We start from the raw sequence: 20,708 nt of genomic DNA on the forward strand, positions 1-20,708 counted from the left end.
CGCCAGAAAGGTCGCCGCCGCGTCGTCCGGTTGGCAGAATCCCGGCCATGGGTGCTGCCGGGAGCCGCATGGCCGTGCGAGCCTTTCTCCGAGACGTCGATGAGGCCGTGTCCGATCCGCCCCGCCCAGGGCCATGCGGGGAGCGGTTGCTCGCGGCGGCTCAGCGTCAGCTGAAGGCTCTCGGCACGTCGAGGTGGGCGCCTGTCGGCTCGGCCAGTTGCGCGACCAGCGTCGCGGGCTTCAGCGACGTCGACATGCTCGCCGTCTTCGCTGATCCGATCCGTCACGGCGCGGCCGACACGGTCCTGCCGTACTCGATCGAACAGCTCCTGGAGGCCATGGCGGCGGACCGGCCGCCGCCAGGGCCCATCAGGCCGCGGAAAGCCTACGACCTGTTCGCCGACCGCCTGGAGGCCATGGGCCCGATGTCCGGCTTCGGCCCGCTGAGACGCGCCTTCCCCGCGGTCCACTTCCCTTCGCTCACCGCTGAGCCGTCCATGGAACTGGTCCCTGGTTGCGAGGCCGACTTCCTGTGGGACTCTCCGGTGACCGCGCCCAGCTCCGGCCTGGTCGAGGTGGCGTTCCCGGCCACGGAGGATCGCTGGCTGGGCACCTCACCGGCACTGCACGAGCGCACACTCGACGCCAGTCCCGGCGGCGTCGACTACACCTGCAGGGAGGCCATCCGCATCATCAAGCTGATCAAGTACCGGCGGTCGATCCCCGCCCTGTCCTACTTCCTTGAGCTGTTCGCGCTGAGGTGGCTGGAAGGATCGCACGCGTTCGACGCCGAGAGCATCAGCCAGATCGTCGAGCAGGCCGACCTCGGCTGGCACACCAGACTTCCGGTGGGCCACCTGATCGACGACATCCCGGCGCTGCTGTCCGCGCTCGCCGGCCAGTTGGGCCGTGCGGCCGCGCAGGGCCGTCAGCTGCGGATGATCGACCTGACCACCCCGGAGCGGGAAGGGACCGTCGAAGCCTGCGACGCGACCCACGCGGTGGGCGCGGCGGAATCGTTCGAGGCCGCCGCCACGCTGGCGCACCGGGCGCGTGCCGCGGCAGACCGTGGCGACCAGGCGGCCGCGCTGTCCGCATGGAGAGAACTGCTCCGGCAGGGTGGCGTCTCCGCTTCCGGGGACGAGCCCGGTCGTTCCGGGTGAGCGTCACGCCGATGATCCCCCGCTAAGGGCTCGCCGGTTCGGCCAGGCGGCGCCGATGTCCTTCGGCCGTATCCGCGAAGTCCCGTTCGTCGTTGCCGCGGTAGTGCCGGTAGAACCACTCGGGGACGCGGCTGATGTCCTGCCGGGTGCGCAGGATCCCGTCCTGGATGTCGCGGGCCAGTTCACGCAGCCTCCGCCATTCGGCCTCGTCGATCTTCCCGGGACGTGCTTTCCGCAGTTCCGCGGTGACGAGCTTGAGCAGCCGCTCGCGCTCGGTGGCCAGGCGTTCCTGGCTGTACCAGGTTTCCAGGGCCAGTTGGTAAGCGGCCAGGGAGGGGACGAAATAGCTGACGACCACGTCCGTCATCGTGACCCCGGCGACGATCCCGGCCAGGACGCCGATGACGCACCACACGATCGCCGCCGCGAGCACGAGGCGGCCGTAGCGGCGGCGCAGCCGCGCGTCCCAGGCGAGGTTCTGCTCCTGGGCGATCAACACGTCATACGGATGGTGCACGCGATCCGTGGGGTCGTACCAGCCATCGGTGACCCGCCGATCCTTCGTGCTGCCCGGTTTGAGCTTGCGTGCCAGGCGCGAGACGTCGGGATCCGCGATCGGCTCGCCGGCGACCGCGCCGCGCCAGGGCAGGTGGAACAGGGCGGTGTCGAACATCTCCTGCAGCAACGCCCCCTGGTTGGCAAGCGAGGCCACCACCAGCCGCAGCGGGATGACGGAAATGAGAAACCACAGGAATCCGACGATCGCCACAGGGGTACGGCCGATCCCCGTCAGCGTGGTGACCACCCCTCCGGCCGCCATGGCGGCCGCCATCACCGCGCGCAGCGCCTCAGCCAACTGCCCGCGCTGGTGGCTGGCCGCGGCCGCGCGCTGTAGGCGCACCATGTCCTGGTCGAGCTGGCGCTGGTCGATCGCCCGCGCAGGCACGCCCCGCGGCGGGTTCTGGGGGCTGGCGGAAGAGCGCGTCATTCGACCGTCCGATCGCCGGAGCCGCCGCGGTGTGGAGCAGGCATGCGCCCATTGTCGGCAACCGGCGAGACGCTTCCAAGTGACGAGGGCATGGCCGCTCTCACCGGTGCGCAGCCGCTCCGGCCGCCCGTGGCGTCGCCCCATCCATCGCTCAGGGAGGCGATCCGGTGAAGTGCGGCAGGACCAGCTCGGTCAGTGTGGTGACGTCGTCGTCGGCCATCGGCTCGCCGGTCATGCCCATCCTGTGGAGCAGGGTTCCGACGACGACGTCGATGAAGAACAGGACCCGGTTCTCCGGCTCGCCGAGCGCCTCTTGGAGGGCGATCCGGTAGGGGTCCTGCAGTCGGGTGGACAGGATTTCGCGCAGGGCCGGATCGCTGACGGCGTCGCTGAAGACGCCGGCGAACGCGTCGCCCACGCCGGGTTCGGCGATCTTCGCAGCGATCCAGCGGATGGCCGAGGACATGAGCTCGGCGCGACCGGCGCCTTCCAGTGGAATCGGGCCGAACGCGTCAAGGAGGCAGTCCACGATCAGCGCGCCCTTGGTCGGCCAGCGACGGTAGATCGTCGTCTTGGCGATGCCGGCCGCGGCGGCGATGCGGTCGACGGTGGCCCGCGCGTAGCCGAGTTCGTGGACGGTGCTCAGCGTGGCGGCGAAGACCACGGCGTGGACGCCGGAGCGTGGGCGACCGGGCGGTCTGGCGGTCATGGCTCCCAGGATAGTCATTTGCGCTACCGTTAGTATCGATACTTCAGGTAGCGAAACACCAAGGAGCTAACATTGAGCGAGATCACCGGTACGGAGCGGCCGCCGCTGGGCATCCGGTTGCTGCGTGCCCTGGGAAGGGAGCCGGACTGGCCGGCCATCACGGACGAGGAACTGGTCGCCTACCGCGAGGCGGAGAACCGCAAGCGGGCATCCCGCCTGGCACGGGTGATCACCGGCTTTCCCGACCGTGGCGCCGGCATCCGGTGGCAGGAGGTGGCGCTGCCCGGCCGTGACGTCCCGGTCCGGATCTACCGGCCGGTGGGCGCCGACCGGGCCGACCTGCCCCTGGTGCTCCACGTGCACGGAGGCGGGTTCGTGGGCACGGCGGCGCAGTGCGACTGGGTGAACAGTCACCTTGCCGCGCGCCTGCCCGCGATCGTCGTCTCGGTCGAGCACCGCCTCCTCGACCCGCGGACACCGCTGGCGGCAGCCGTCGACGACGGCTGGGACGTGCTCCGGCACGTGCTGGAGCACGCCGCCCGATGGGGGGTCGACCCGGCGCGGACCGCCGTCTTCGGGGAGAGCACCGGCGCGATGGTCGCCGCCCTGGCCGCGATCCGGGCCCGGGAGTCCGGGCTGGTCCTGAGGGCGCAAGTGCTGGTCAACCCCGCTGTCGACCTGACCTCGACCATGTTCGACCACGCCTCGATCACCCGGCATGCCCACAGCCCGACCCTCAGCCTGCCGCAACTGCGGTTGCTCCACCGGTTCGCCGTTCCGCCGGGAACCGATCCTCGTGCGCTGTCGCCGCTGTACGCCGATGATCTGGGCGGACTGGCCCCAGCGCTCGTGGTGGTGCCGACCCTTGACCCACTGGCCGATCACGGCCGCGCTTACGCCGAAAGACTGCGAGCCGCTGGGACACCCGTGCGGCTCACCGAACATCCCGGGGCGACACACGCGTTCCTCAGCATGCCGGGCGTGGTGCCGCAGGCCAAGGCCGCACGGGCGGAGATCGCCGGGTTCCTCCGGGACTCCCTCGTCCGATGACCGGCACTTGGCAGAGGACGGCCACGCTGGAGCCGGGCCGGCTGGCCTTCACCGGCGACGTCGGAACCACCGAACCGCACGCGCACGCCGCCCTCCAACTCGCCCTCAACGAGGGCCACCGCTTCCACCACCTCAAAGAGGCCGGCGTCGGCGACGTCAACTTCGGGCTGTTCACCCTGGTCTGGGACCACTTGCTCGGCACCTTCTTCTACGACCCCGACCGCCGCTTCGCCTCCGGCCAGCTCGCCGAACCCTTCCGAGCCTCCGGTGCGTGCCACACCGAACCGACACCGCCGGAGCGGACGGCGACGTAGGACGGGGGTCCCGGCATCAACCGATCGGTTGATGCCGGAATCCACCATCTCGCTTCCCGCCCGGACGATCCGTCGCCCCGGCCGCCGCGCGATTCTCGATGCATGCCAACACACCAGGAGCCCGCACTCCGCACCGCCGGACTCCGCAAAGTCTTCGGCGACCACGTGGCGGTCGACGACATCGACCTCACCGTCCCGGCCGGCTCCTTCTACGGCCTGGTCGGCCCCAACGGCGCCGGCAAGACCACCACCCTGGCCATGGCCGTCGGCCTGCTCCGTCCCGACGCCGGCAGCGCCGAGATCTTCGGCGTGGACGTCTGGCGTGACACCGTCCAGGCCAAGGCGCTGATCGGCGTGCTGCCCGACGGGAACGCCATGCCGGAACGGCTCACCGGCCGCGAAGCCCTCACCTACCTCGGCCTGCTGCGCGGCCTGCCCCCCGCCGTGGTCGCCGAGCGCACCGACGAGCTCCTCCAGGTCCTCGAACTGGACTCCGCCGAGCGGACGCTGATCATCGAGTACTCGACCGGCATGCGCAAGAAGATCGGCCTGGCCGTCGCCCTGCTGCACGCCCCCCGCCTACTCGTCCTGGACGAGCCCTTCGAGGCCGTCGACCCCATCTCCGCGGCCACGATCAGGACCATTCTGCGCAGGTTCGCGGGCAACGGCGGCTCAGTGATCATCTCCAGCCACGTGATGGCTCTCGTCGAGCAGATCTGCGACCACGTGGGCGTCATCTCCGACGGCCGGGTCGTCGCCGCCGGGCCGCTCGCCGACGTGCGCGGCGCCGCGACCCTGGAAGACGCCTTCGTCGGCCTCGTCGGCGCCCGCACCGGCGGAACGGAGGGGCTGGTATGGCTCACCTCCTGACCCCCGGCCCGGCCGCCATGGCGCAGCACATGATCCGCATGCGGCTGGCACTCATGCGCAACTCCCTGCGCGGCGACGACGCCACCAACCTGTACGCCGGCGTCTCGTTCGGGCTGCTCCTGGCCCTCGGCACGATCGCCGTCGCCGTGCTGTGGCCCGCCTACCTGCCCCTCGCCCTGGCCGTGTGGCTCTCCGGCTGGATCTTCGGCCCCATCTTCATCGGGGGCGGCAACGAGGCCCTGCGCCCCGAATACTTCTCCATGCTCCCGGCCAGGCCGGGCCGGATCGCCGCCGCCCTGCTCGCCGGCGCTTTCGCGGGCCCCGCGCCCGCGGTCAATCTCATCGCCCTGCTGTCGCTGCCCGTGTACGGGTGGCGCTTCGGCCCGGCCGGAGTGCTCGTCGGCCTGGTGGCGGCCGTCACCACGCTCGTCACGATGGTGATGATCTCCCGCGTCGTCGTGGCGCTCATCGGCCTGTTCGTCAGATCCCGTGCCACCGCGGCCGCCGTCGGCATCGTGACCGGCACCGCCATCGCCCTGTGCAGCAACGGCTGGGCACCCGTCGTAGCCATGGGCGTCACCGACACCGACGCCTGGTCCGAGGTGTTCGTCCGCGTCCTGCCCTCCGGATGGGGCGTGGCCGCCATCGAGGCCTCCTGGCCCCTCGCCATCGCCATCCTGGTCGCCAACACGGGCGTGATCGCCCTCCTCCTGGCCGCCTGGGCGGTCCTGCTGTCGCGGCGCGTCGTCTCGGCCGCACGCGGCGGTGTGCCGCCCCGCCGCGGCACGCCCCGCCCCTTCCCGGCCACCAGCGGCGCCCGCGCCGTCGCCGCCAAGGAGCTGCGCGCCTGGTGGCGCGACCTCGTCCGCATCCAGCTCCTCGCCACCGCCTTCTCCTACGCCATCGTCACCCCTCTCCTGCTCATCACCATCGACGTCTGGGTCATGGTCCCCTTCGCGGGGCTCATCGCGATCGTGATGGCGGCCGCGTCCTCGGCCAACCTCTACGGCGCCGACGGGACGGCCCTGTGGCTCACCCTCATGACCCCCGGCGCGGAACGCGCCGACGTACGCGGCCGCCAGCTGGCCTGGCTGCTCATCGTCGGCCCGGCCGCCGTCGCCCTCTCCCTGGCCGGAACCCTCGTCAGCGGCGAGACGTGGGCCTGGCCGTGGGTGCTCGGCCTGCTTCCCGCCCTCCTCGGCGGCGGCGCCGGGATCATCGTCCTGCTCGCCGTCACCTCGCTCGTCCCCGGCACCGACCCGCACAAGCGCGGCGGCAACCCGCTCAGCACCGGCGCCGACGAGACCGCCGAGACCAGCCTGGCCTGGCTCGTGCTCTGCGCGGTCCCCGCGACCGCCCTTCCCGCGGCCGGCGCCATCCTCCTCAACCCCTGGGCCGGCGTCGCCACCGGTGTGCTGACCGGAGCCCTCGGCGCCTGGGGACTCGGCAGGATCGCCTACCGCAGACTCGAGAACCACGGGATCGACCTGCTCAACCTCATGAAGCACGGCCCGGCGCCCCAGGCCGACAAACCCACCACCGCGGACCTCCCCATCCAGCACCGCATCGGTGTCATGATCTGCTACACCATCGCCTGGCTCCCCCTGTTCCCCCAGGGACTCGTGCCCATGGTCATGAAGATCTTCGGCATCGACAACCCCGTATGGTTCCTGGCCCTGCACCTCCCGCCGATCTGGCAATGGCCCGTGATCATCTTCATGATCGCCCTGGGGCTGCTCATGTACGGCTACGCCATCCTCATCCCCATGCGCCTAAGCTCGTCCTCGTCGGTCACCAGCGGCTGAGCCGCACCCGTACCCGAGAGGAGGGCATCGCCCCGGATGAACGACCCCTTCCCGCCCTCCACCTGGGAGCGGCGCTTCGAGCGCGCCGTGGAGGTCATCCCCTACGTCACCCTCGCCGTCTCCCTCGTCATCAGCCTGGCCTCACCCGACCAGCCCGAAGGCGGGATCCCCCGCACCTTCGCGCTCACCGCCCTGGCCCTCGCCTGGATTCTCGGCGTCCGCACCCTCCTTCCCGCCGCCGTGCGCGGACGGAGGGTGGCCGTCACCGTTCACTTCGCCGGCGTCCTGTCCACGGCCGCGCTGCTGGCCTTCCACGACCCCATCTTCGTCATCTACTGCATCTCCGGCTTCTTCCTGGCGGCCAACTTCGCCCCCTCCAAGTGGACCTTCGCCGCCGTCGCCGCCACCTCCGTCGTCCTGTACGGTTCGACGCTCGACTGGACCCAGGCCACCGTCCAGCTCATCGCCTTCCACGTGGCGATCGTCGCCGTGCAGACCGTCGCCATCGGCGGCGGCCACATCCTCGGCATCAGGATCGAGGACCGGCAGCGCAAATACCGCCAAGCAGTCAGCGACCTTCAGACCGCCCTGGAGGAGAACGCCGACCTGCACGCCCAGCTCCTCACCCAGGCCCACCAGGCCGGCATCCTCGACGAACGCCAGCGCATGGCACGCGAGATCCACGACACCCTCGCCCAAGGACTGACCGGCATCATCACCCAGCTGCGCGCCGCCCAGCGCGTCAAGGACTCCGACACCCACCTCGAACTCGCGCTCGACCTCGCCCAGGACAGCCTCACCGAGGCCCGCCGCTCCGTCGCCGCCCTCCAGCCCCGCGAGCTCGAGGAAGCCCACCTCCCGGAGGCGATGGCGACCCTGGCCCGCAACTGGACCCAGACCACCGGCGTCGACCTGCACGTCGAGGTGACCGGCGACCGCGTCCCCCTCAGCCCCGCCATCGAGGTCACCCTCTTCCGCGTCGCCCAGGAAGCCCTCGCCAACGTGGCCAAACACGCGGGCGCCACCCGCGCCGGCCTCACCCTCTCCTACACCGGCCCGGTCGTCCTGCTCGACATCCGCGATGACGGCACCGGCATCCACGACCCCGGCAGCAGAGGGTTCGGTCTCAGCAGCATGCGTCAGCGCCTGCGCGGCGTCGGCGGCTCCCTCGAGATCGAGAGCACGCCCGGCGAGGGCACCGCCGTCAGCGCCACCGTCCCCGCGCTCCAAGGAAACGTGCTGTGATCCGCCTCCTCATCGTCGACGACCACCCCATCGTCCGCGACGGCCTGCGCGCCGCCTTCGAAGCCGAGCCCGACATCGAGGTGGCCGGCGAGGCCGCCAACGGCCGCGAAGGCATCGACCGAGCCGCCGCGCTCGGGGTCGACATCGTCCTCATGGACCTGCGCATGCCCGAGATGGACGGCGTCACCGCCATCACCGCCCTGCGCCGTTCCCATCCGCACATCAAGACCCTGGTCCTGACGACGTTCGACGGCGACTCCGACGTCCTGCCCGCCATCGAAGCCGGCGCCACCGGCTATCTCCTCAAGGACGCCCCCACCGACGAGCTCCTGCGCGCGGTCCGCGCCACGGCCGCCGGCGAGCCGGTCCTGTCGCCCTCCGTCGCGGGCCGTCTGATGGGCCAGGTGCGCAGACCGGTCAAGGCTGCCCTTTCCGACCGCGAACTTCAGGTCCTCGCCCTCGTCGCCGACGGCGCCTCCAATCGCCAGGCGGCCGCCAAGCTCTTCATCAGCGAGGCGAGCATCAAGACCCACCTGCTGCACATCTACGACAAACTCGGCGTCCGCGACCGCGCCGCCGCCGTCGGCGAGGGTTACCGGCGAGGTCTGCTCAGTTAGCGGCGGGCTCGTCGTCGGTGAAGACGGGAAGCACGGGCGGGGCGTAGCGGGCGCCGGCCTCCGGGTCGCCGGTCGACTGGGTCAGCAGCAGCCGCGTCGTCCCCAGGAGATGATCGCGCATGGCCTGGGCCGCCCCCTGCTCGTCCCGGGCCTGGATGGCCTCGAGAATGCGCTCGTGAACCCGCCAGATGTCCCACAGAGTCCGCGTCTTGGTCGTGGACAGGCCGCGCGCGGCCATCTGCGCCCGCATCGTCGCGACGGACTGGGTCACCCGCGTGTTGCCCGCGGCCTCCAGGATCATCTCGTGGAAGGCCACGTCCTCTTCCTGGAAGAGCCGCTCGTCCCCGCTCTCGCAGGCCTGCCGCATCCGTTCGAGCGCCTTGGAGAAGGACGCCATCTGGTCGTCGGTCATCATGGTCGCGGCGCGGTAGGCCGAGGGGACTTCGAGCAGGTAGCGCAGCGTGTAGATCTCTTCGATGTCGCGCGTGGCTATCTCGAGGATCCGGACGCCCCGGCTCCGCTCGAACCGGACCACGCCGTGCGTGGCGAGCTGCAGCAGGGCCTCACGGACGGGCGTCCGCGAGACCCCCAGCTGGGCGGCGATCTCCACGACGGAGTGCAGCGTGCCAGGTGCCAGCTCACCCGTGACGATGGCCCGGCGGACCGCTTCGAAGGTCTGGGCCGCCAGCGACGTCTGGTCCGTCGAGATCTGCTCCATATGGACATGGCTCCCGGTCAGTCGGTCCGCGCAGCGCCAGAACGCCGTGGTCGGCCGAGACGATATCACTCAGGACGAAGATGTGGCATGCGGCATGCAACGCCGCCGGTCAGAGGAACGACAGGTCCGCTCCCTCGCTGGCCGGCAGGACCGTCTGCGCGTACAGTCTGCGCCATCCCCGTGCGGGCAGCTCGGGCGGGACGAAGTCCGCGCGCCGGCGCTCCAGCTCGTCCTCGTCCACGAGGAGGTCGAGCCGCCGCGCCGCGACGTCCAGCCTGATGAGGTCGCCGTCGCGGACGAGCGCGATCGGTCCTCCGGCGGCGCTCTCCGGGTCGCAGTGCAGCACCACGGTGCCGTAGGAGGTGCCGCTCATCCGCGCGTCGGAGACCCGCACCATGTCCCTGATCCCGGCCTGGGCCAGCTTGGCGGGGATGGGCAGGGCGCCCGCCTCGGGCATGCCCGCCGCGATCGGCCCCGCGTTGCGCAGCACCAGGACGTGGTCCGGGGTGACGTCCAGGTCCGGGTCGTCCAGGATCCGCTGGGCGTCCTGCGCCGAGTCGATGACCAGGGCCGGCCCGGTGTGGTTCATCAGGTGCGGGCTCGCGGCCGCCGACTTGATGACCGCTCCCCTCGGCGCGAGCGTGCCCTGGAGCACCGCCAGGCTGCCCGCCGCGCCGAGCGGGTCCTCCAGCGGGCGGATCGTCGTCTGCCAGTCCTCGCGCGCCGGGCTCTCGTCGATCAGCGAGCCGAGCGGCTTGCCGGAGACGCCGACGGTCTCCCGTTCGAGCAGCGGTTCGAGGACCTTGAGCAGGGCCGGCAGGCCGCCCGACCGGTGGAAGTCCTCCAGGTATCCCGATCCGGCGGGCTTGCAGTCGACCAGGAACGGCACGTCGGCGCCGATCACGTCGAAGTCCTTGAGCGTGAGGTCCACTCCGGCCCGCCGCGCGACGGCGATCAGGTGGACCAGCGCGTTCGTCGACCCGCTCATCGCCGAGAGCACCCGGACGGCGTTGCGGAAGGCGGCCGGGGTGAGGATCTCGCGGGGTACGGGGCCTCCCGACCGGGCCAGTTCGACGGCCCGGCGGCCGGTCGCGGCGCCGTGCCGCAGGCGGGCGCCGGTGGCGGCCGGAGGGGTGGCGCCGCCGGGCAGCATCATGCCGAGGGTCTCGGTGATGCAGGCCATGGTGGACGCGGTGCCCATGACCGCGCACGTGCCCGCGGTCGACACGAGCTCGTTGCGGACGCCGGTGATCTCGGACTCGTCGAGCTCGCCGCCCCGGTGCCTGCCCCAGAAGCGGCGGCAGTCGGTGCAGGCGCCGAGGCGCTCGCCCTGCCAGCTGCCGGTCATCATCGGCCCGACCACTTCGAGCAGGACCGGCTTGTCGGAGGAGGCGGCGGCCATGAGCTGGGCCGGCACCGTCTTGTCGCACCCGCCGAGGAGGACCGCGGCGTCCATCGGCAGGGCGCGGATCATCTCCTCGGTGTCCATCGCGAGCAGGTTGCGGAACAGCATCGTCGTCGGGGAGGTGAGGATCTCCCCGAGAGAGATGGTCGGGAAGTCCATGGGCAGGCCGCCGGCCTCCAGGACGCCGCGTCTGACGGCCTCCAGCAGGGCCGGCATGTCGCGATGGCAGGTGTTGTAGTCGGACTTGGTCACCGCGATGCCGATGATCGGCCGGTCGAGCGCCTCGTCGTCGTACCCGCTGGAGGCCAGGAAAGCACGCCGTAGATAGGTGCTGAAACCGTCGTCGCCGTACGACGTACGGCTCCGGTCGATGGCCGACTCAGTCGGTCGGGCGGGCATGGGGACCTCCGGGGGTCTGGCAGGTTCGGGAGAAGGGGGCCGGCAGGGTCACGGGCGCAGCGGCATGGCGAGCGGGCGCATCGGGGCGCCGGTCGCGCCGCGCAGCTTCATGGCGGCGGCGACGAAGGCGAACTCGTAGAGCCGTTCGGCCGAGATCTGCTCGCAGTCGACGACCTCCATGATGGGGACGCCCGCCTCCCCCAGGAGATAGGTGTGGACGACCTGCCAGTTCTCCTCGTCCGCGCCGGGCATCTGCTCCAGGGCGAGGGTGTCGCCGCCGATGACGGAGGCGCCCATCCGGGCGAGGAACTCGGCCCCTTCCAGGTTCAGCCCTGGGCTGTTGTCGATGTAGGCGTCGATCGCGGGCCAGGCGCGCATCCGGCCGGTGCGGATCAGCGCCACGTCGCCCGGCCGGAACTCGACGTTCTGCCGCCGCATGGCCTCGCGCAGGTCGTCCGCGCCGATCCCGTGGTTGTCGGGCAGGATGTCGGTGTCGTACAGGGCGGCGATGTCGAACAGCACCCCGCGGGCGATGATCGGAGGGATCTTCTCCGCGCCGCACTTGGTCCAGTGCCGGGAGCTGATGTGCTCCTCGGCGGAGAACCCGTTCCAGATCTTGCCGTTGTAGCCGAAGTGGTTCAGGGTGTCGATGTGCGTCCCGCAGTGGGTGTACATCGAGATGGCGTCGCCCGAGTAGGAGACCAGCTCGTTCTGCTCGCGGCCCACCCCGGTGATGTCGTCGAGGACCGTGCCGGCGGGGGTGTGCGTCATCCACTGCTGGAAGTTCGGGTCGCCGGCCTTCGTCCACGAGGGCATGCCGACGAAGTAGTCCACCGACAGGTCGATGACGCTGCCGCCGTCCGCCCGGCTCAGCACCTCACGCGACGCCTCGGGGGTGATCAGGTTGAGCATGCCGATCTCGTCGTCGGGACCGAAGGGGCTGCGGGTGACCTCGCGGAACTCCGCACAGTACGCCGCGATCTTGTTCCTGGTCGCTTCGCTGATGAGCGCTGGTCCACACATGGTGATGTCGGCCTTCCTGTTCGATCCGGTTACTGGCCCGAGGCCATCGGGCGGGTGAGCTCGCCGTACATCTCGGGGCGGCGCCCGGCGAACACCGGCAGCTCGAACTCGCCCGGCTTCTTGATCAGCCGTTTCGTACGGGCGGCCCGGACGTCGATCGACGCCCCGAACAGCCCTTCGTCCTGGCCCGCGTCGGCCAGCACCTCTCCGGAGGGGGCGATGATCTGGCTTCTGCCCATGAAGCGGGTGCCGGCCTCGGCGTCGGCGCGGTCGGCGACCGCGAGATAGACGAGGTTCTCCAGCGCGCGCACCCGCGTCATGTGGTCGGCGAGCATGTCCGACCCCGTGGGCCAGTTGGTGGGCATCGCGATGAGGTCGGCGCCCTGGAGCGCGAGCTCGCGGGCCGACTCGGGGAAGCGCAGGTCGAAGCAGATCATCACGCCGACCCGGCCGAAGGGGGTGTCGGCCACCCGGGGCGCGGCGTCGGCGCCCGGGTCGACGAACCGGTCCGCGCCGAGGTAGGGCAGGTGCTGCTTGCGGTAGCGGCCGATGATCCCGGAGGGTCCGAGCACCAGGGCCGAGTTGTAGACCCGCCCGTCCGCCTCCTCCAGCAGGCCCACCACCGCGTGCACGGAGGTCTCCGCGCAGGCTCGCACGATGCGGGCGATCCTGGGGTCGGCGGCGCCGATCGCGGCGGCGCGCGTCTCGGCGCGGGAGTCGAACAGGTAGCCGGTCAGCACGCACTCGGGGAAGACCACGAGCTGGTGCCCGCCCGCCGCGGCGGCCCGCAGGGTCTCGATGACCCGCTCGACGTTGGCGGCCACGTCTGTCCGGTCGACGCTGATCTGAGCGACCCCGACCTGGACGCCGCTTGCGGTAGGTGAGCCGGTCAACGTGCCATCCCTCGGGTCCGGTGGTGAGTGAATACCCGGCAGAGTGGCATGCAGCATGCAGCACGTCAAGTCGTTGACATGCTGCACGCTGCATGCAATGGTGACCCGACGAATCGGACATTCCGCGGGAGAGGGGCTGAGTTGTGCCAGAAGTAGTGATCGTCAGCGGTGCCGGAGGCGGCATCGGCGCCGCCACAGCGCGCGAGTGCGCGGCGGCCGGCGCGTCCGTTCTCCTGACGGATCAACGCGTCGAACCCGTGGAACGGCTCGCCGCCGAACTCCGTTCCAGCGGACACGACGCCCTGGCACACGGGCTGGACGTCACCGACGAGGACGCGGTCGCCGAAGCCGTCAAGATCGCCACCGACCGGTGGGGACGCCTCGACGGCCTGGTCAACTGCGCCGCCACGATCGTGGCCAAACCCCTGGTCGACACCACCCTCGACGACTGGAACCGGGTCATGACGGTCAACGCGACCGGCACCTTCCTGCTGTCCAGGCACGCGGTGGCCGCGATGCTCGCCCAGGGGACCCCCGGGTCGATCGTCAACCTCTCCTCGATCTCCGGCACGGTCGGCCTGCCCGGCCAGGCCGCCTACTGCGCCTCCAAGGGAGCGGTACTGCAGCTGTCGCGCCAGATCGCCGTCGACTACGCCGCCGCCGGGATCCGCTGCAACGTCGTCAGCCCCGGATCGGTCGCCACCGAGCAGCTGGCCACCTACCTCGGCTCCCAGCCCGATCCCGACTCCGCACGGCAGCGGCTCATCGCCGGCCACCCGATCGCCCGCCTGGCGGACCCCCACGAGGTGGCCAAGGTGGTCACCTTCCTGCTGAGCTCCGCCGCCAGCTTCGTGACCGGCGCGGACGTGGCCGTAGACGGCGGCTACACCGCCATCTGAGCACGGACCCGCGGTCCCTGCAGATTTCCAGAGAGGTACTCGTAAATGTCTCGGCGTACGACCTCGCCGCCGGCCAAGCGCGCCGGACCTGGTGGACTGATCGATCTGCGTCGCCTCAGGGCCGGTCGCTTCTCCTCCATCTGGCTGATCACGCTGCTGCTCTTCGCCGCCAGCCCGCTCATCTCACCCGGCAGCCTGTCCGGATCCGCGGTACTGTCCATGCTGCCGTTCGCGGCGGTGATGGCGATCGCCGCGCTCGGTCAGACCCTCGTCGTCGCCCACGGCGGCATCGACCTGTCGGTGCCCGGCGGGATGGCGCTGGCCGCGGTGCTCGCCACCAAACTCCCCGCCGCGTCCGGAGTCCCCGTCTGGGCGGCCGTCGGGCTCGCCCTGGTCGCGGGCGCGCTGGGCGGGCTGATCATCGGTTTCGCCGTGGTCCGGTTGTCCATCGCGGCGTTCGTGGCGTCCCTGGCGGTCAACTCCATCCTCATCGGCGTGGTCCTGCAGGTCTCCAGCGGCTTCCCCGCCTCCGCCAGCGCCGCCCTCAGCGCGTTCGCCGTCGGATCGGTCGCCGGCATCCCGAACCTGCTGCTGGTCGCGGTCGTCGTGGTCGGGCTCGCGCACTGGATCATCCGCCACACGGTGCTCGGCCGGCGCTTCATCGCCGTCGGCGCCGGACGGCCCGCGGCCCGGCTGCTCGGCCTGCCCACCGGCTCCTACGAGATGGGCGCGTACGTGGCGGCGGGCATCTGCTACTCGCTGGCCGGAGTCCTGCTCGCCGGCTACCTGCGCACGCCGGACATCCTGCTTGGCAACACCTACCTGCTCCCCACCATCGCGGCCGTCGTCCTCGGCGGAAGCCTGCTGTCCGGCGGCATCACCAACCTGGCCGCCACCGCCGTCGCCGCGCTCTTCCTCACCCAGCTGGACCAGGTGGTGCTCGCCGCCGGCGCGTCCACCGCCACCCAGCTCCTCGTCCAGGCCGCCGTACTCGCGCTGAGCGTGGTGGCCCGCGGCGTGCCGTGGAGCGCCGTCCGCGCGCGGCTGACCACCCGCGCCCCCGACCCCGCCTCCACGCTGCCATCGCGCTAGCCGACCAGGCACCCCTCACCAGTGTCCCCCAGACAGGAGAACCCCATGACCTCCACCAGAGCCCGCTTCCGGGCCCGCGGCTCGGCCGCCGTCCTGGCCCTCGCCCTCGGCGTGTCGGCCTGCGCCGGCGGGCCGGGCGCCGCGGACAACGCCACCGAGGGCGGCGTCGAGGCCGTCTACGACAACGCGGCCAAGATCGGCGACGTCTCCCAGCTGCGCCCCATGTCCGACTTCTGCGGCACCAAGCCGGTCAAGGTCGCGCTCGCGGACGGCACCGGCGACAACGCCTTCCGCAAGACGGCCCGCGCCGAGTTCGAGGACGAGGCCGCCAAGTGCCCCAACATCACCGTGCTGCCCTACGCCGACGGCCAGAACAACCCGCAGAAGGCGATCAGCGACATCAAGGCCCTGGTCGCCCAGGGCGTCGAAGCCCTCGTGGTCTTCCCCGACGCCGGCGAGGCGCTGCTGCCGACCCTGCGTGAGGCGTACAAGGCCGGCGTGCAGGTGGTGCCCTGGACGGCGAACCCCGGCGGCAAGCCGGGCGTGGACTACACCACGTTCGTCGGCCACAACACGGTCAACGACGGCGTGACCTGGACCCGCTGGATGTGCGACGCGCTCGGCGACAAGGGCGGCAACGTCGTCTTCCTCGGCGGCACCCCGGGCAACACGCAGAGCATCACCGAGATGATCGGCATCGAGAAGGAGCTCAAGGAGAACTCCGCCTGCGGGAACGTCAAGCTGCTGAACGAGCCGGGCAAGCCGGTCGACACCAACTGGAACCCCGCCCAGATGCAGAAGGTCGTGGCCGGGCTGCTCACCAAGTACCCGACCATCGACGGCGTGATCACCGACTCGGGCGACGCCTCTCTGGGCGGCATCCGCGCCTTCCTCCAGGCCGGCCGGCCGCTGCCGAAGTGGACCGCCAACGACAACAACGGCTTCGCCTGCGCCTGGGAGGAGAACGCCGACAAGCACCCGACCTTCCAGAGCGTGACCGTGTCGGCGCGTACCTGGATCATCCGTCTCGCGCTGCGCAAGGCCGTCGCCGCACACCAGGGGATCGAGAACGACGAGCCGGAGATCATCAACATCCCGATCTTCGAGGACACGCTCGACGAGACGAAGCCCCCGAAGTGTGACCCCGACCTTCCCGCCAGCGCTGTCCTGTCCTCCGAGCTCACGCCGGAGCAGCTCAAGCAGGCCTACAGCTGATCACTTGTCGCCTTCCGCCGGGCACCCGCCCGGCGGAAGCGATGAGCCGAGTGAGGAGTGATCCTTCACATGGTCGATTCGACAGCCGGACTGGTCCTCCGCGGGGTGACCAAACGCTTCCCCGGCGTCGTCGCGCTCGACGCGGTCGACTTCGAGGTGCGCCCCGGCGAGATACACGCCCTGGTGGGAGGTAACGGCGCCGGGAAGTCCACCCTCATGGCGGTGGCGTCCGGAGCGCTGGCACCCGACGCGGGCACCATCGAGATCGCGGGCGAGCCGATGCGGCACCTGTCCCCGATCGCCGCCCGGGAGCAGGGCCTGGCCATCGCCTTCCAGCACCCGGCGCTTCTCCCCGACCTCACCGTCACCGAGAACCTCCTGCTGAGCGTGCCCAAACGGCTGCGGCCGTCGTTCGGCGACGCCCAGGACTGGGCCAGGGAACGGCTGCTCCCCATGGGCATGGACATCGACCCGGCCGCCGTGGCCGGCCGGTTGACCCTGGCCGAGAAGCAGGCGCTGGAGATCTGCGGGGCCCTGGCCTGCGAGCCCAGCGTCCTGATCCTCGACGAGCCCACCGAGCCGTTCATGGTGGCCGAGATCGACAGGCTGTTCGAGCAGGTACGCAAGGCCGCCGCCGGCGGCATGGCCGTCGTCTACATCAGCCACCGGCTGCCCGACGTGATGGCCCTGTCCGACCGTCTCACCGTGCTGCGCGACGGCCAGATCCGCGGCACCTTCCTCGCCTCGGAGGTGACCGAGGAGGAGATCATCACCCGCATCGCGGGCCGGGAGATCGACGCGCTGTTCCCGCCGCGGCCCTCCTCCGTCGGCGACGTCGTCATGGAAGTACGCGATCTGCGCTCGGACCGGCTCCGCGGGATCACCACCACCCTCGCCCGCAACGAGGTCCTCGGCCTGGCCGGCGTGGAAGGCAACGGCCAGCGCGAGTTCATCCGCGCGCTCGGCGGAGCCGACCCCGTCACCGGCGGCCGCGTCACCGTCGCCGGCCGGCCCGTGGAGCTCGGCAGCCCCCGCCGCGCCCGCCGGGCCGGCGTGGTCCTCATGCCCCAGGAACGGCACGTCGAAGGCGTCGCGACCGTCCTGTCGGTCAAGGAGAACCTCGGCGTCGCCGCCACGAACCAGACCGCCTCAGCCGGGGTCGTCAAGGGATCGGCCGAGAACGCGCTGGTGGCCGAGGAGATCCGCCAGCTCGGCATCAAGGTGGCCTCGCCCGACTCCGCCGTGGAGCACCTGTCGGGCGGGAACCAGCAGAAGGTGGTGCTCGGCCGCTCCCTGCTGTCGGACCCCAAAGTGCTGCTGTGCGACGAACCCACCCAGGGGATCGACGTCGGCGTACGGTCCGACATCTACCACCGGCTCCGCTCCACCGCCGAGTCGGGGACGCCGGTCGTCGTGCTCAGCTCCGACAACGTCGAACTCGCCGGGCTGTGCGACCGCGTGCTCGTGTTCTCCCGAGGGCGGGTCGTCCGCGAGCTGACCGGCGACGAGATCTCCGAGCACGCCATCACCGAGGCGTCCCTCACGGCGGCGACCTCGGCCCAGAGCGAGGAGGCCGCCGGACCGGCCCGGCGCAAGGGCCCGCTCGACAGGTTCCGCCGCCTGCTCTCCAGCGAGCAGGCGCCCAGCCTGTTCCTGGCGGCCGCGATCGTCCTGCTGGCCCTGGTGAGCGCCACCAGGAGCGAGCGCTTCCTGTCCGAGTTCAACATCGCCAGCATGCTCGGCCTGGCGGCGCCCGTGCTCTTCCTCGCCGCCGGGCAGCTCATCGTCATGCTCACCGGAGGAATCGACCTGTCGGTCGGCCCCCTGAGCGGGACCCTCGTGGTCATCGCCTCGTTCTACGTGCTCGACGGGTACGGAGCCGGGTGGTGGATCCTCGGATTCGTGCTGATGTTCCTCGCGGCGGCCGCCGTGGGACTGGGCAACGGGATGATGGTCAGATACGCGAGGGTGACACCGGTGGTCGCCACCTTGGTCACCTACACCGCGCTCCAGGGATTCTCCCTGGTCATGCGCGACTCGCCCGGCGGATCGATCTCCAGCACCGTCACCGAGGCGCTCGGCGCGCGCATCGGCCCGATCCCCTACGCGGTCATCGTCGGCGCGGCCGTCCTCATCGCGCTGGAAGTGATGTCCCGGCGTTCGATGATGGGCCTGCGCCTGCGGGGCGCCGGCTCGTCGGAGCACGCCGCGCGCAACCGGGGAATCCCGGTGACCCGCGTCCACCTCGTCGTCTACGTCGCCAGCGCGCTGCTCACCATGCTCGGCGCCCTGCTGCTGATGGCGCAGATCGGCGTGGGCGACCCCACCGCCGGCGTCAGCTACACGATGGCCAGCATCACCGCCGTCGTCCTCGGCGGAGCCTCCATCTTCGGCGGCCGGGGCAGCTTCATCGGCGTCCTGTTCGGCGTCGTACTCCTGCAGGTCATCCAGAACACCACCGTGTTCCTCGGCCTGTCGCAGGCATGGCAGTACTGGATGCTCGGCCTCATGGCGCTGGCCGCGACGGCCATCTACTCCCAGGTCCGAGCGGCCCGGGCGTAAGGAGGATCGTCCCGTTCTCCCCCTCCGGGGGCTTGCTGACCTGCTTCTCGTGTGACCTCTGAAAGGACGAGTGTGATCATGGCTGGGACTTCGGACGCCGCGCTCCGCGAACGGGCGCGCCGGGTCATTCCAGGCGGGATGTACGGACATCAGCGGGCGGGCCTGTTCCCGGAGAACTTCCCGCAGTACCTCTCCCACGGCGAAGGGGCCCTGATCCGCGACGTCGACGGCCGTGAGTTCGTCGACCTGCTCTGCGGATACGGGCCCATCGTCCTGGGCTACCAGCACGCCGGGGTCGAGGCCGCCGCCGCGGCCCAGCGGCGGCGGGCCGACTGCCAGAACGCCCCCTCGGCCAGAATGGTGGAACTGGCCGAACTGCTGGTGGACGTCGTCGACCACGCCGACTGGGCCTACCTGGCCAAGAACGGCACCGACGCGACGACCACCTGCCTGACCATCGCCCGGGCCGCCACCGGCAGATCCGTCATCCTGGTCGCCCGGGGCAGCTACCACGGAGCCGCCCCCTGGTGCACCCCCGGACTGGCCGGGGTGCTCCCGTCGGACCGCGCCGCCCTGCGGTACTTCGAGTACAACGACCACGCGAGCCTGCGGGCCGCCGTGGACGAGGCGGGCGACGACCTGGCCGGCATCATCGTCACCCCCTTCAAGCACAACGACGGCGAGGACCAGGAACTGGTCGACCCGGCGTTCGCCCGTGAACTCCGCCAGGTGTGCGACTCCAGGAACGCGGTGCTCATCCTGGACGACGTCCGCTGCGGATTCCGGCTGAACTTCGGCGGCAGCTGGGAGTCCCTGGGGATCCAGCCCGACCTCAGCGCCTGGGGCAAGGCGGTCAGCAACGGCTACACCGTCTCGGCGGTCCTCGGCGTCGAAGCCCTGCGCGACGCCGCCACCAGCATCTTCAGCACGGGCACCTACTGGTTCGCGGCGGTGCCCATGGCCGCCGCCATCGCCACGATCAACGCCATCCGCGACGAGGACGGCATCGCCAGGATGGAACGCGCGGGCGAACTGCTCAGAAGCGGCATCGTGGAGCAGGCCAAGGCGCACGACCTCGCCATCTCCTACACCGGGCCCGCGCAGATGCCCTACTTCCGGTTCCTGGCCGATCAGGACTTCGAACGGATGATGCACTTCTCCCGCGTCGCGCTCGACAACGGCGTCTACATCCACCCGAGGCACAACTGGTTCGTCAGCGTGTCGCACACCGACGAGATGGTGGCCCGGGCGCTCTCCGGCACCGAGGCCGCCTTCCGCGCGGTCCGCGACCGGTTCGGCGACGGGTGAGCCCTCCGGGGCTCGCGGGCGTCAGGCGGGCCGGCCCGCCTGGCCCGTCTCGCGCAGCATCAGCAGGCCGGTGACGGCCACCAGCGCCGAGGTCAGGCCGTGGATGCCGAACGCGGCGGCCACCGAGCCGTGGTGGGCCAGCACGTTGGCCATGTCGCCGAACGGGATGACGGCCATCGTCACCAGGACCCAGCCCAGGGCCCGGCGCTGGCCCGTCACCAGCAGGACGCCCAGGACCAGGCCCGACCCGATGTCCCGGATGCCCTTCAGGATCAGGAAGCCGCCGCCGTCGCCCGAAGGCCAGTCCGGCAGGCCGAAGGTCGGGGCGGACGTCTCGGGGGTCAGGACGTAGGACACCCCGATGTAGAGGATGAACAGGGCACCGGCGGCGGCCAGGACGGTGTTGACGTTCTTCAGCGACATGGTTCTTCTC

General features: G+C 71.0%; 19 protein-coding genes. 12 read left to right on the forward strand and 7 right to left on the reverse strand.

What is annotated here, in order from left to right:
* Nucleotides 1-254 precede the first annotated feature (254 nt).
* Entirely contained in the window at nt 255-1,163 is a 909-nt protein-coding gene (locus ACZ6YG_RS16415) for a hypothetical protein (RefSeq protein ID WP_466018460.1), read from the forward strand.
* Between the two features lie 22 nt (nt 1,164-1,185).
* Here the strand turns inward: ACZ6YG_RS16415 and ACZ6YG_RS16420 are convergent, their stop codons facing one another.
* Together ACZ6YG_RS16420 and ACZ6YG_RS16425 are read right to left on the reverse strand one after the other, a co-directional pair.
* Nucleotides 1,186-2,151: an S-4TM family putative pore-forming effector gene (locus tag ACZ6YG_RS16420; protein ID WP_219547426.1), complete on the reverse strand. Its 966-nt coding sequence runs from the start codon at nt 2,149-2,151 to the stop codon at nt 1,186-1,188.
* Between the two features lie 151 nt (nt 2,152-2,302).
* Nucleotides 2,303-2,860 carry a TetR/AcrR family transcriptional regulator gene (locus tag ACZ6YG_RS16425; protein ID WP_466018461.1) on the reverse strand — a complete coding sequence of 186 codons (558 nt, stop codon included), beginning with the start codon at nt 2,858-2,860 and terminating at the stop codon, nt 2,303-2,305.
* A 72-nt stretch (nt 2,861-2,932) separates the two neighbouring features.
* Here ACZ6YG_RS16425 and ACZ6YG_RS16430 point away from each other — a divergent pair, with 72 nt between their 5' ends.
* From ACZ6YG_RS16430 to ACZ6YG_RS16455, 6 genes are all read left to right on the forward strand, one after another.
* Nucleotides 2,933-3,910, forward strand: coding sequence for an alpha/beta hydrolase (locus ACZ6YG_RS16430; RefSeq protein ID WP_466018462.1), 978 nt, complete (start codon nt 2,933-2,935; stop codon nt 3,908-3,910).
* Nucleotides 3,907-4,224, forward strand: a complete 318-nt coding sequence (locus ACZ6YG_RS16435; RefSeq protein WP_466018463.1) for a sterol desaturase family protein — start codon at nt 3,907-3,909, stop codon at nt 4,222-4,224. The genes ACZ6YG_RS16430 and ACZ6YG_RS16435 overlap by 4 nt, the downstream gene beginning before the upstream one ends.
* 102 nt (nt 4,225-4,326) lie before the next feature.
* Nucleotides 4,327-5,094, forward strand: coding sequence for an ABC transporter ATP-binding protein (locus ACZ6YG_RS16440; RefSeq protein ID WP_466018464.1), 768 nt, complete (start codon nt 4,327-4,329; stop codon nt 5,092-5,094).
* Entirely contained in the window at nt 5,079-6,899 is a 1,821-nt protein-coding gene (locus ACZ6YG_RS16445) for a hypothetical protein (RefSeq protein WP_466018465.1), read from the forward strand. Before ACZ6YG_RS16440 ends, ACZ6YG_RS16445 begins: the two co-directional genes overlap by 16 nt.
* Nucleotides 6,900-6,935: 36 nt before the next feature.
* Nucleotides 6,936-8,144: a sensor histidine kinase gene (locus ACZ6YG_RS16450; protein ID WP_466018466.1), complete on the forward strand. Its 1,209-nt coding sequence runs from the start codon at nt 6,936-6,938 to the stop codon at nt 8,142-8,144.
* Nucleotides 8,141-8,761, forward strand: a complete 621-nt coding sequence (locus tag ACZ6YG_RS16455) for a response regulator (RefSeq protein ID WP_148031737.1) — start codon at nt 8,141-8,143, stop codon at nt 8,759-8,761. Before ACZ6YG_RS16450 ends, ACZ6YG_RS16455 begins: the two co-directional genes overlap by 4 nt.
* Here the strand turns inward: ACZ6YG_RS16455 and ACZ6YG_RS16460 are convergent.
* From ACZ6YG_RS16460 to ACZ6YG_RS16475, 4 genes are all read right to left on the reverse strand, one after another.
* Nucleotides 8,754-9,479: a GntR family transcriptional regulator gene (locus ACZ6YG_RS16460; protein ID WP_466018467.1), complete on the reverse strand. Its 726-nt coding sequence runs from the start codon at nt 9,477-9,479 to the stop codon at nt 8,754-8,756. The genes ACZ6YG_RS16455 and ACZ6YG_RS16460 overlap by 8 nt on opposite strands.
* A gap of 109 nt (nt 9,480-9,588) precedes the next feature.
* A complete protein-coding gene (locus tag ACZ6YG_RS16465) occupies nt 9,589-11,283 on the reverse strand; it encodes a dihydroxy-acid dehydratase (protein WP_466018468.1) in 1,695 nt (564 codons plus the stop codon).
* A gap of 48 nt (nt 11,284-11,331) precedes the next feature.
* Nucleotides 11,332-12,306, reverse strand: coding sequence for a cyclase family protein (locus tag ACZ6YG_RS16470; protein WP_466018469.1), 975 nt, complete (start codon nt 12,304-12,306; stop codon nt 11,332-11,334).
* A gap of 29 nt (nt 12,307-12,335) precedes the next feature.
* Entirely contained in the window at nt 12,336-13,199 is an 864-nt protein-coding gene (locus ACZ6YG_RS16475) for a carbon-nitrogen hydrolase family protein (RefSeq protein WP_466018470.1), read from the reverse strand.
* A gap of 143 nt (nt 13,200-13,342) precedes the next feature.
* Here ACZ6YG_RS16475 and ACZ6YG_RS16480 point away from each other — a divergent pair, with 143 nt between their 5' ends.
* The 5 genes from ACZ6YG_RS16480 to ACZ6YG_RS16500 all read left to right on the forward strand — a co-directional run bounded on the left by ACZ6YG_RS16480 (nt 13,343) and on the right by ACZ6YG_RS16500 (nt 20,275).
* A complete protein-coding gene (locus ACZ6YG_RS16480) occupies nt 13,343-14,098 on the forward strand; it encodes an SDR family NAD(P)-dependent oxidoreductase (RefSeq protein WP_466018471.1) in 756 nt (251 codons plus the stop codon).
* A 45-nt stretch (nt 14,099-14,143) separates the two neighbouring features.
* A complete protein-coding gene (locus ACZ6YG_RS16485) occupies nt 14,144-15,190 on the forward strand; it encodes an ABC transporter permease (RefSeq protein ID WP_148031743.1) in 1,047 nt (348 codons plus the stop codon).
* 45 nt (nt 15,191-15,235) lie between these two features.
* Complete coding sequence (locus ACZ6YG_RS16490; protein WP_466018472.1) at nt 15,236-16,405, forward strand: substrate-binding domain-containing protein; 1,170 nt, start codon at nt 15,236-15,238, stop codon at nt 16,403-16,405.
* Between the two features lie 69 nt (nt 16,406-16,474).
* On the forward strand, nt 16,475-18,967 hold the full coding sequence (locus ACZ6YG_RS16495) for an ATP-binding cassette domain-containing protein (protein ID WP_271276743.1): 2,493 nt from the start codon (nt 16,475-16,477) through the stop codon (nt 18,965-18,967).
* Nucleotides 18,968-19,045: 78 nt separating this feature from the next.
* Entirely contained in the window at nt 19,046-20,275 is a 1,230-nt protein-coding gene (locus ACZ6YG_RS16500; RefSeq protein WP_466018473.1) for an aminotransferase class III-fold pyridoxal phosphate-dependent enzyme, read from the forward strand.
* Between the two features lie 21 nt (nt 20,276-20,296).
* On the opposite strand, the gene ACZ6YG_RS16505 is transcribed toward ACZ6YG_RS16500, so the two are convergent.
* A complete protein-coding gene (locus ACZ6YG_RS16505) occupies nt 20,297-20,698 on the reverse strand; it encodes a DUF4267 domain-containing protein (RefSeq protein WP_466018474.1) in 402 nt (133 codons plus the stop codon).
* Nucleotides 20,699-20,708 lie beyond the last annotated feature (10 nt).

This window comes from Nonomuraea sp. NPDC054003 (genome assembly GCF_055585125.1).

What these genes read in the sequence shown, in the direction of transcription:
- ACZ6YG_RS16415 (WP_466018460.1), top strand. Translation starts at nt 255, where the DNA reads ATGCTCGCCGTCTTCGCTGATCCGATCCGTCACGGCGCGGCCGACACG.
- ACZ6YG_RS16420 (WP_219547426.1), bottom strand. Translation starts at nt 2,151, where the DNA reads ATGACGCGCTCTTCCGCCAGCCCCCAGAACCCGCCGCGGGGCGTGCCT.
- ACZ6YG_RS16425 (WP_466018461.1), bottom strand. Translation starts at nt 2,860, where the DNA reads ATGACCGCCAGACCGCCCGGTCGCCCACGCTCCGGCGTCCACGCCGTG.
- ACZ6YG_RS16435 (WP_466018463.1), top strand. Translation starts at nt 3,907, where the DNA reads ATGACCGGCACTTGGCAGAGGACGGCCACGCTGGAGCCGGGCCGGCTG.
- ACZ6YG_RS16440 (WP_466018464.1), top strand. Translation starts at nt 4,327, where the DNA reads ATGCCAACACACCAGGAGCCCGCACTCCGCACCGCCGGACTCCGCAAA.
- ACZ6YG_RS16445 (WP_466018465.1), top strand. Translation starts at nt 5,079, where the DNA reads ATGGCTCACCTCCTGACCCCCGGCCCGGCCGCCATGGCGCAGCACATG.
- ACZ6YG_RS16450 (WP_466018466.1), top strand. Translation starts at nt 6,936, where the DNA reads ATGAACGACCCCTTCCCGCCCTCCACCTGGGAGCGGCGCTTCGAGCGC.
- ACZ6YG_RS16460 (WP_466018467.1), bottom strand. Translation starts at nt 9,479, where the DNA reads ATGGAGCAGATCTCGACGGACCAGACGTCGCTGGCGGCCCAGACCTTC.
- ACZ6YG_RS16465 (WP_466018468.1), bottom strand. Translation starts at nt 11,283, where the DNA reads ATGCCCGCCCGACCGACTGAGTCGGCCATCGACCGGAGCCGTACGTCG.
- ACZ6YG_RS16470 (WP_466018469.1), bottom strand. Translation starts at nt 12,306, where the DNA reads ATGTGTGGACCAGCGCTCATCAGCGAAGCGACCAGGAACAAGATCGCG.
- ACZ6YG_RS16485 (WP_148031743.1), top strand. Translation starts at nt 14,144, where the DNA reads ATGTCTCGGCGTACGACCTCGCCGCCGGCCAAGCGCGCCGGACCTGGT.
- ACZ6YG_RS16490 (WP_466018472.1), top strand. Translation starts at nt 15,236, where the DNA reads ATGACCTCCACCAGAGCCCGCTTCCGGGCCCGCGGCTCGGCCGCCGTC.
- ACZ6YG_RS16495 (WP_271276743.1), top strand. Translation starts at nt 16,475, where the DNA reads ATGGTCGATTCGACAGCCGGACTGGTCCTCCGCGGGGTGACCAAACGC.
- ACZ6YG_RS16500 (WP_466018473.1), top strand. Translation starts at nt 19,046, where the DNA reads ATGGCTGGGACTTCGGACGCCGCGCTCCGCGAACGGGCGCGCCGGGTC.
- ACZ6YG_RS16505 (WP_466018474.1), bottom strand. Translation starts at nt 20,698, where the DNA reads ATGTCGCTGAAGAACGTCAACACCGTCCTGGCCGCCGCCGGTGCCCTG.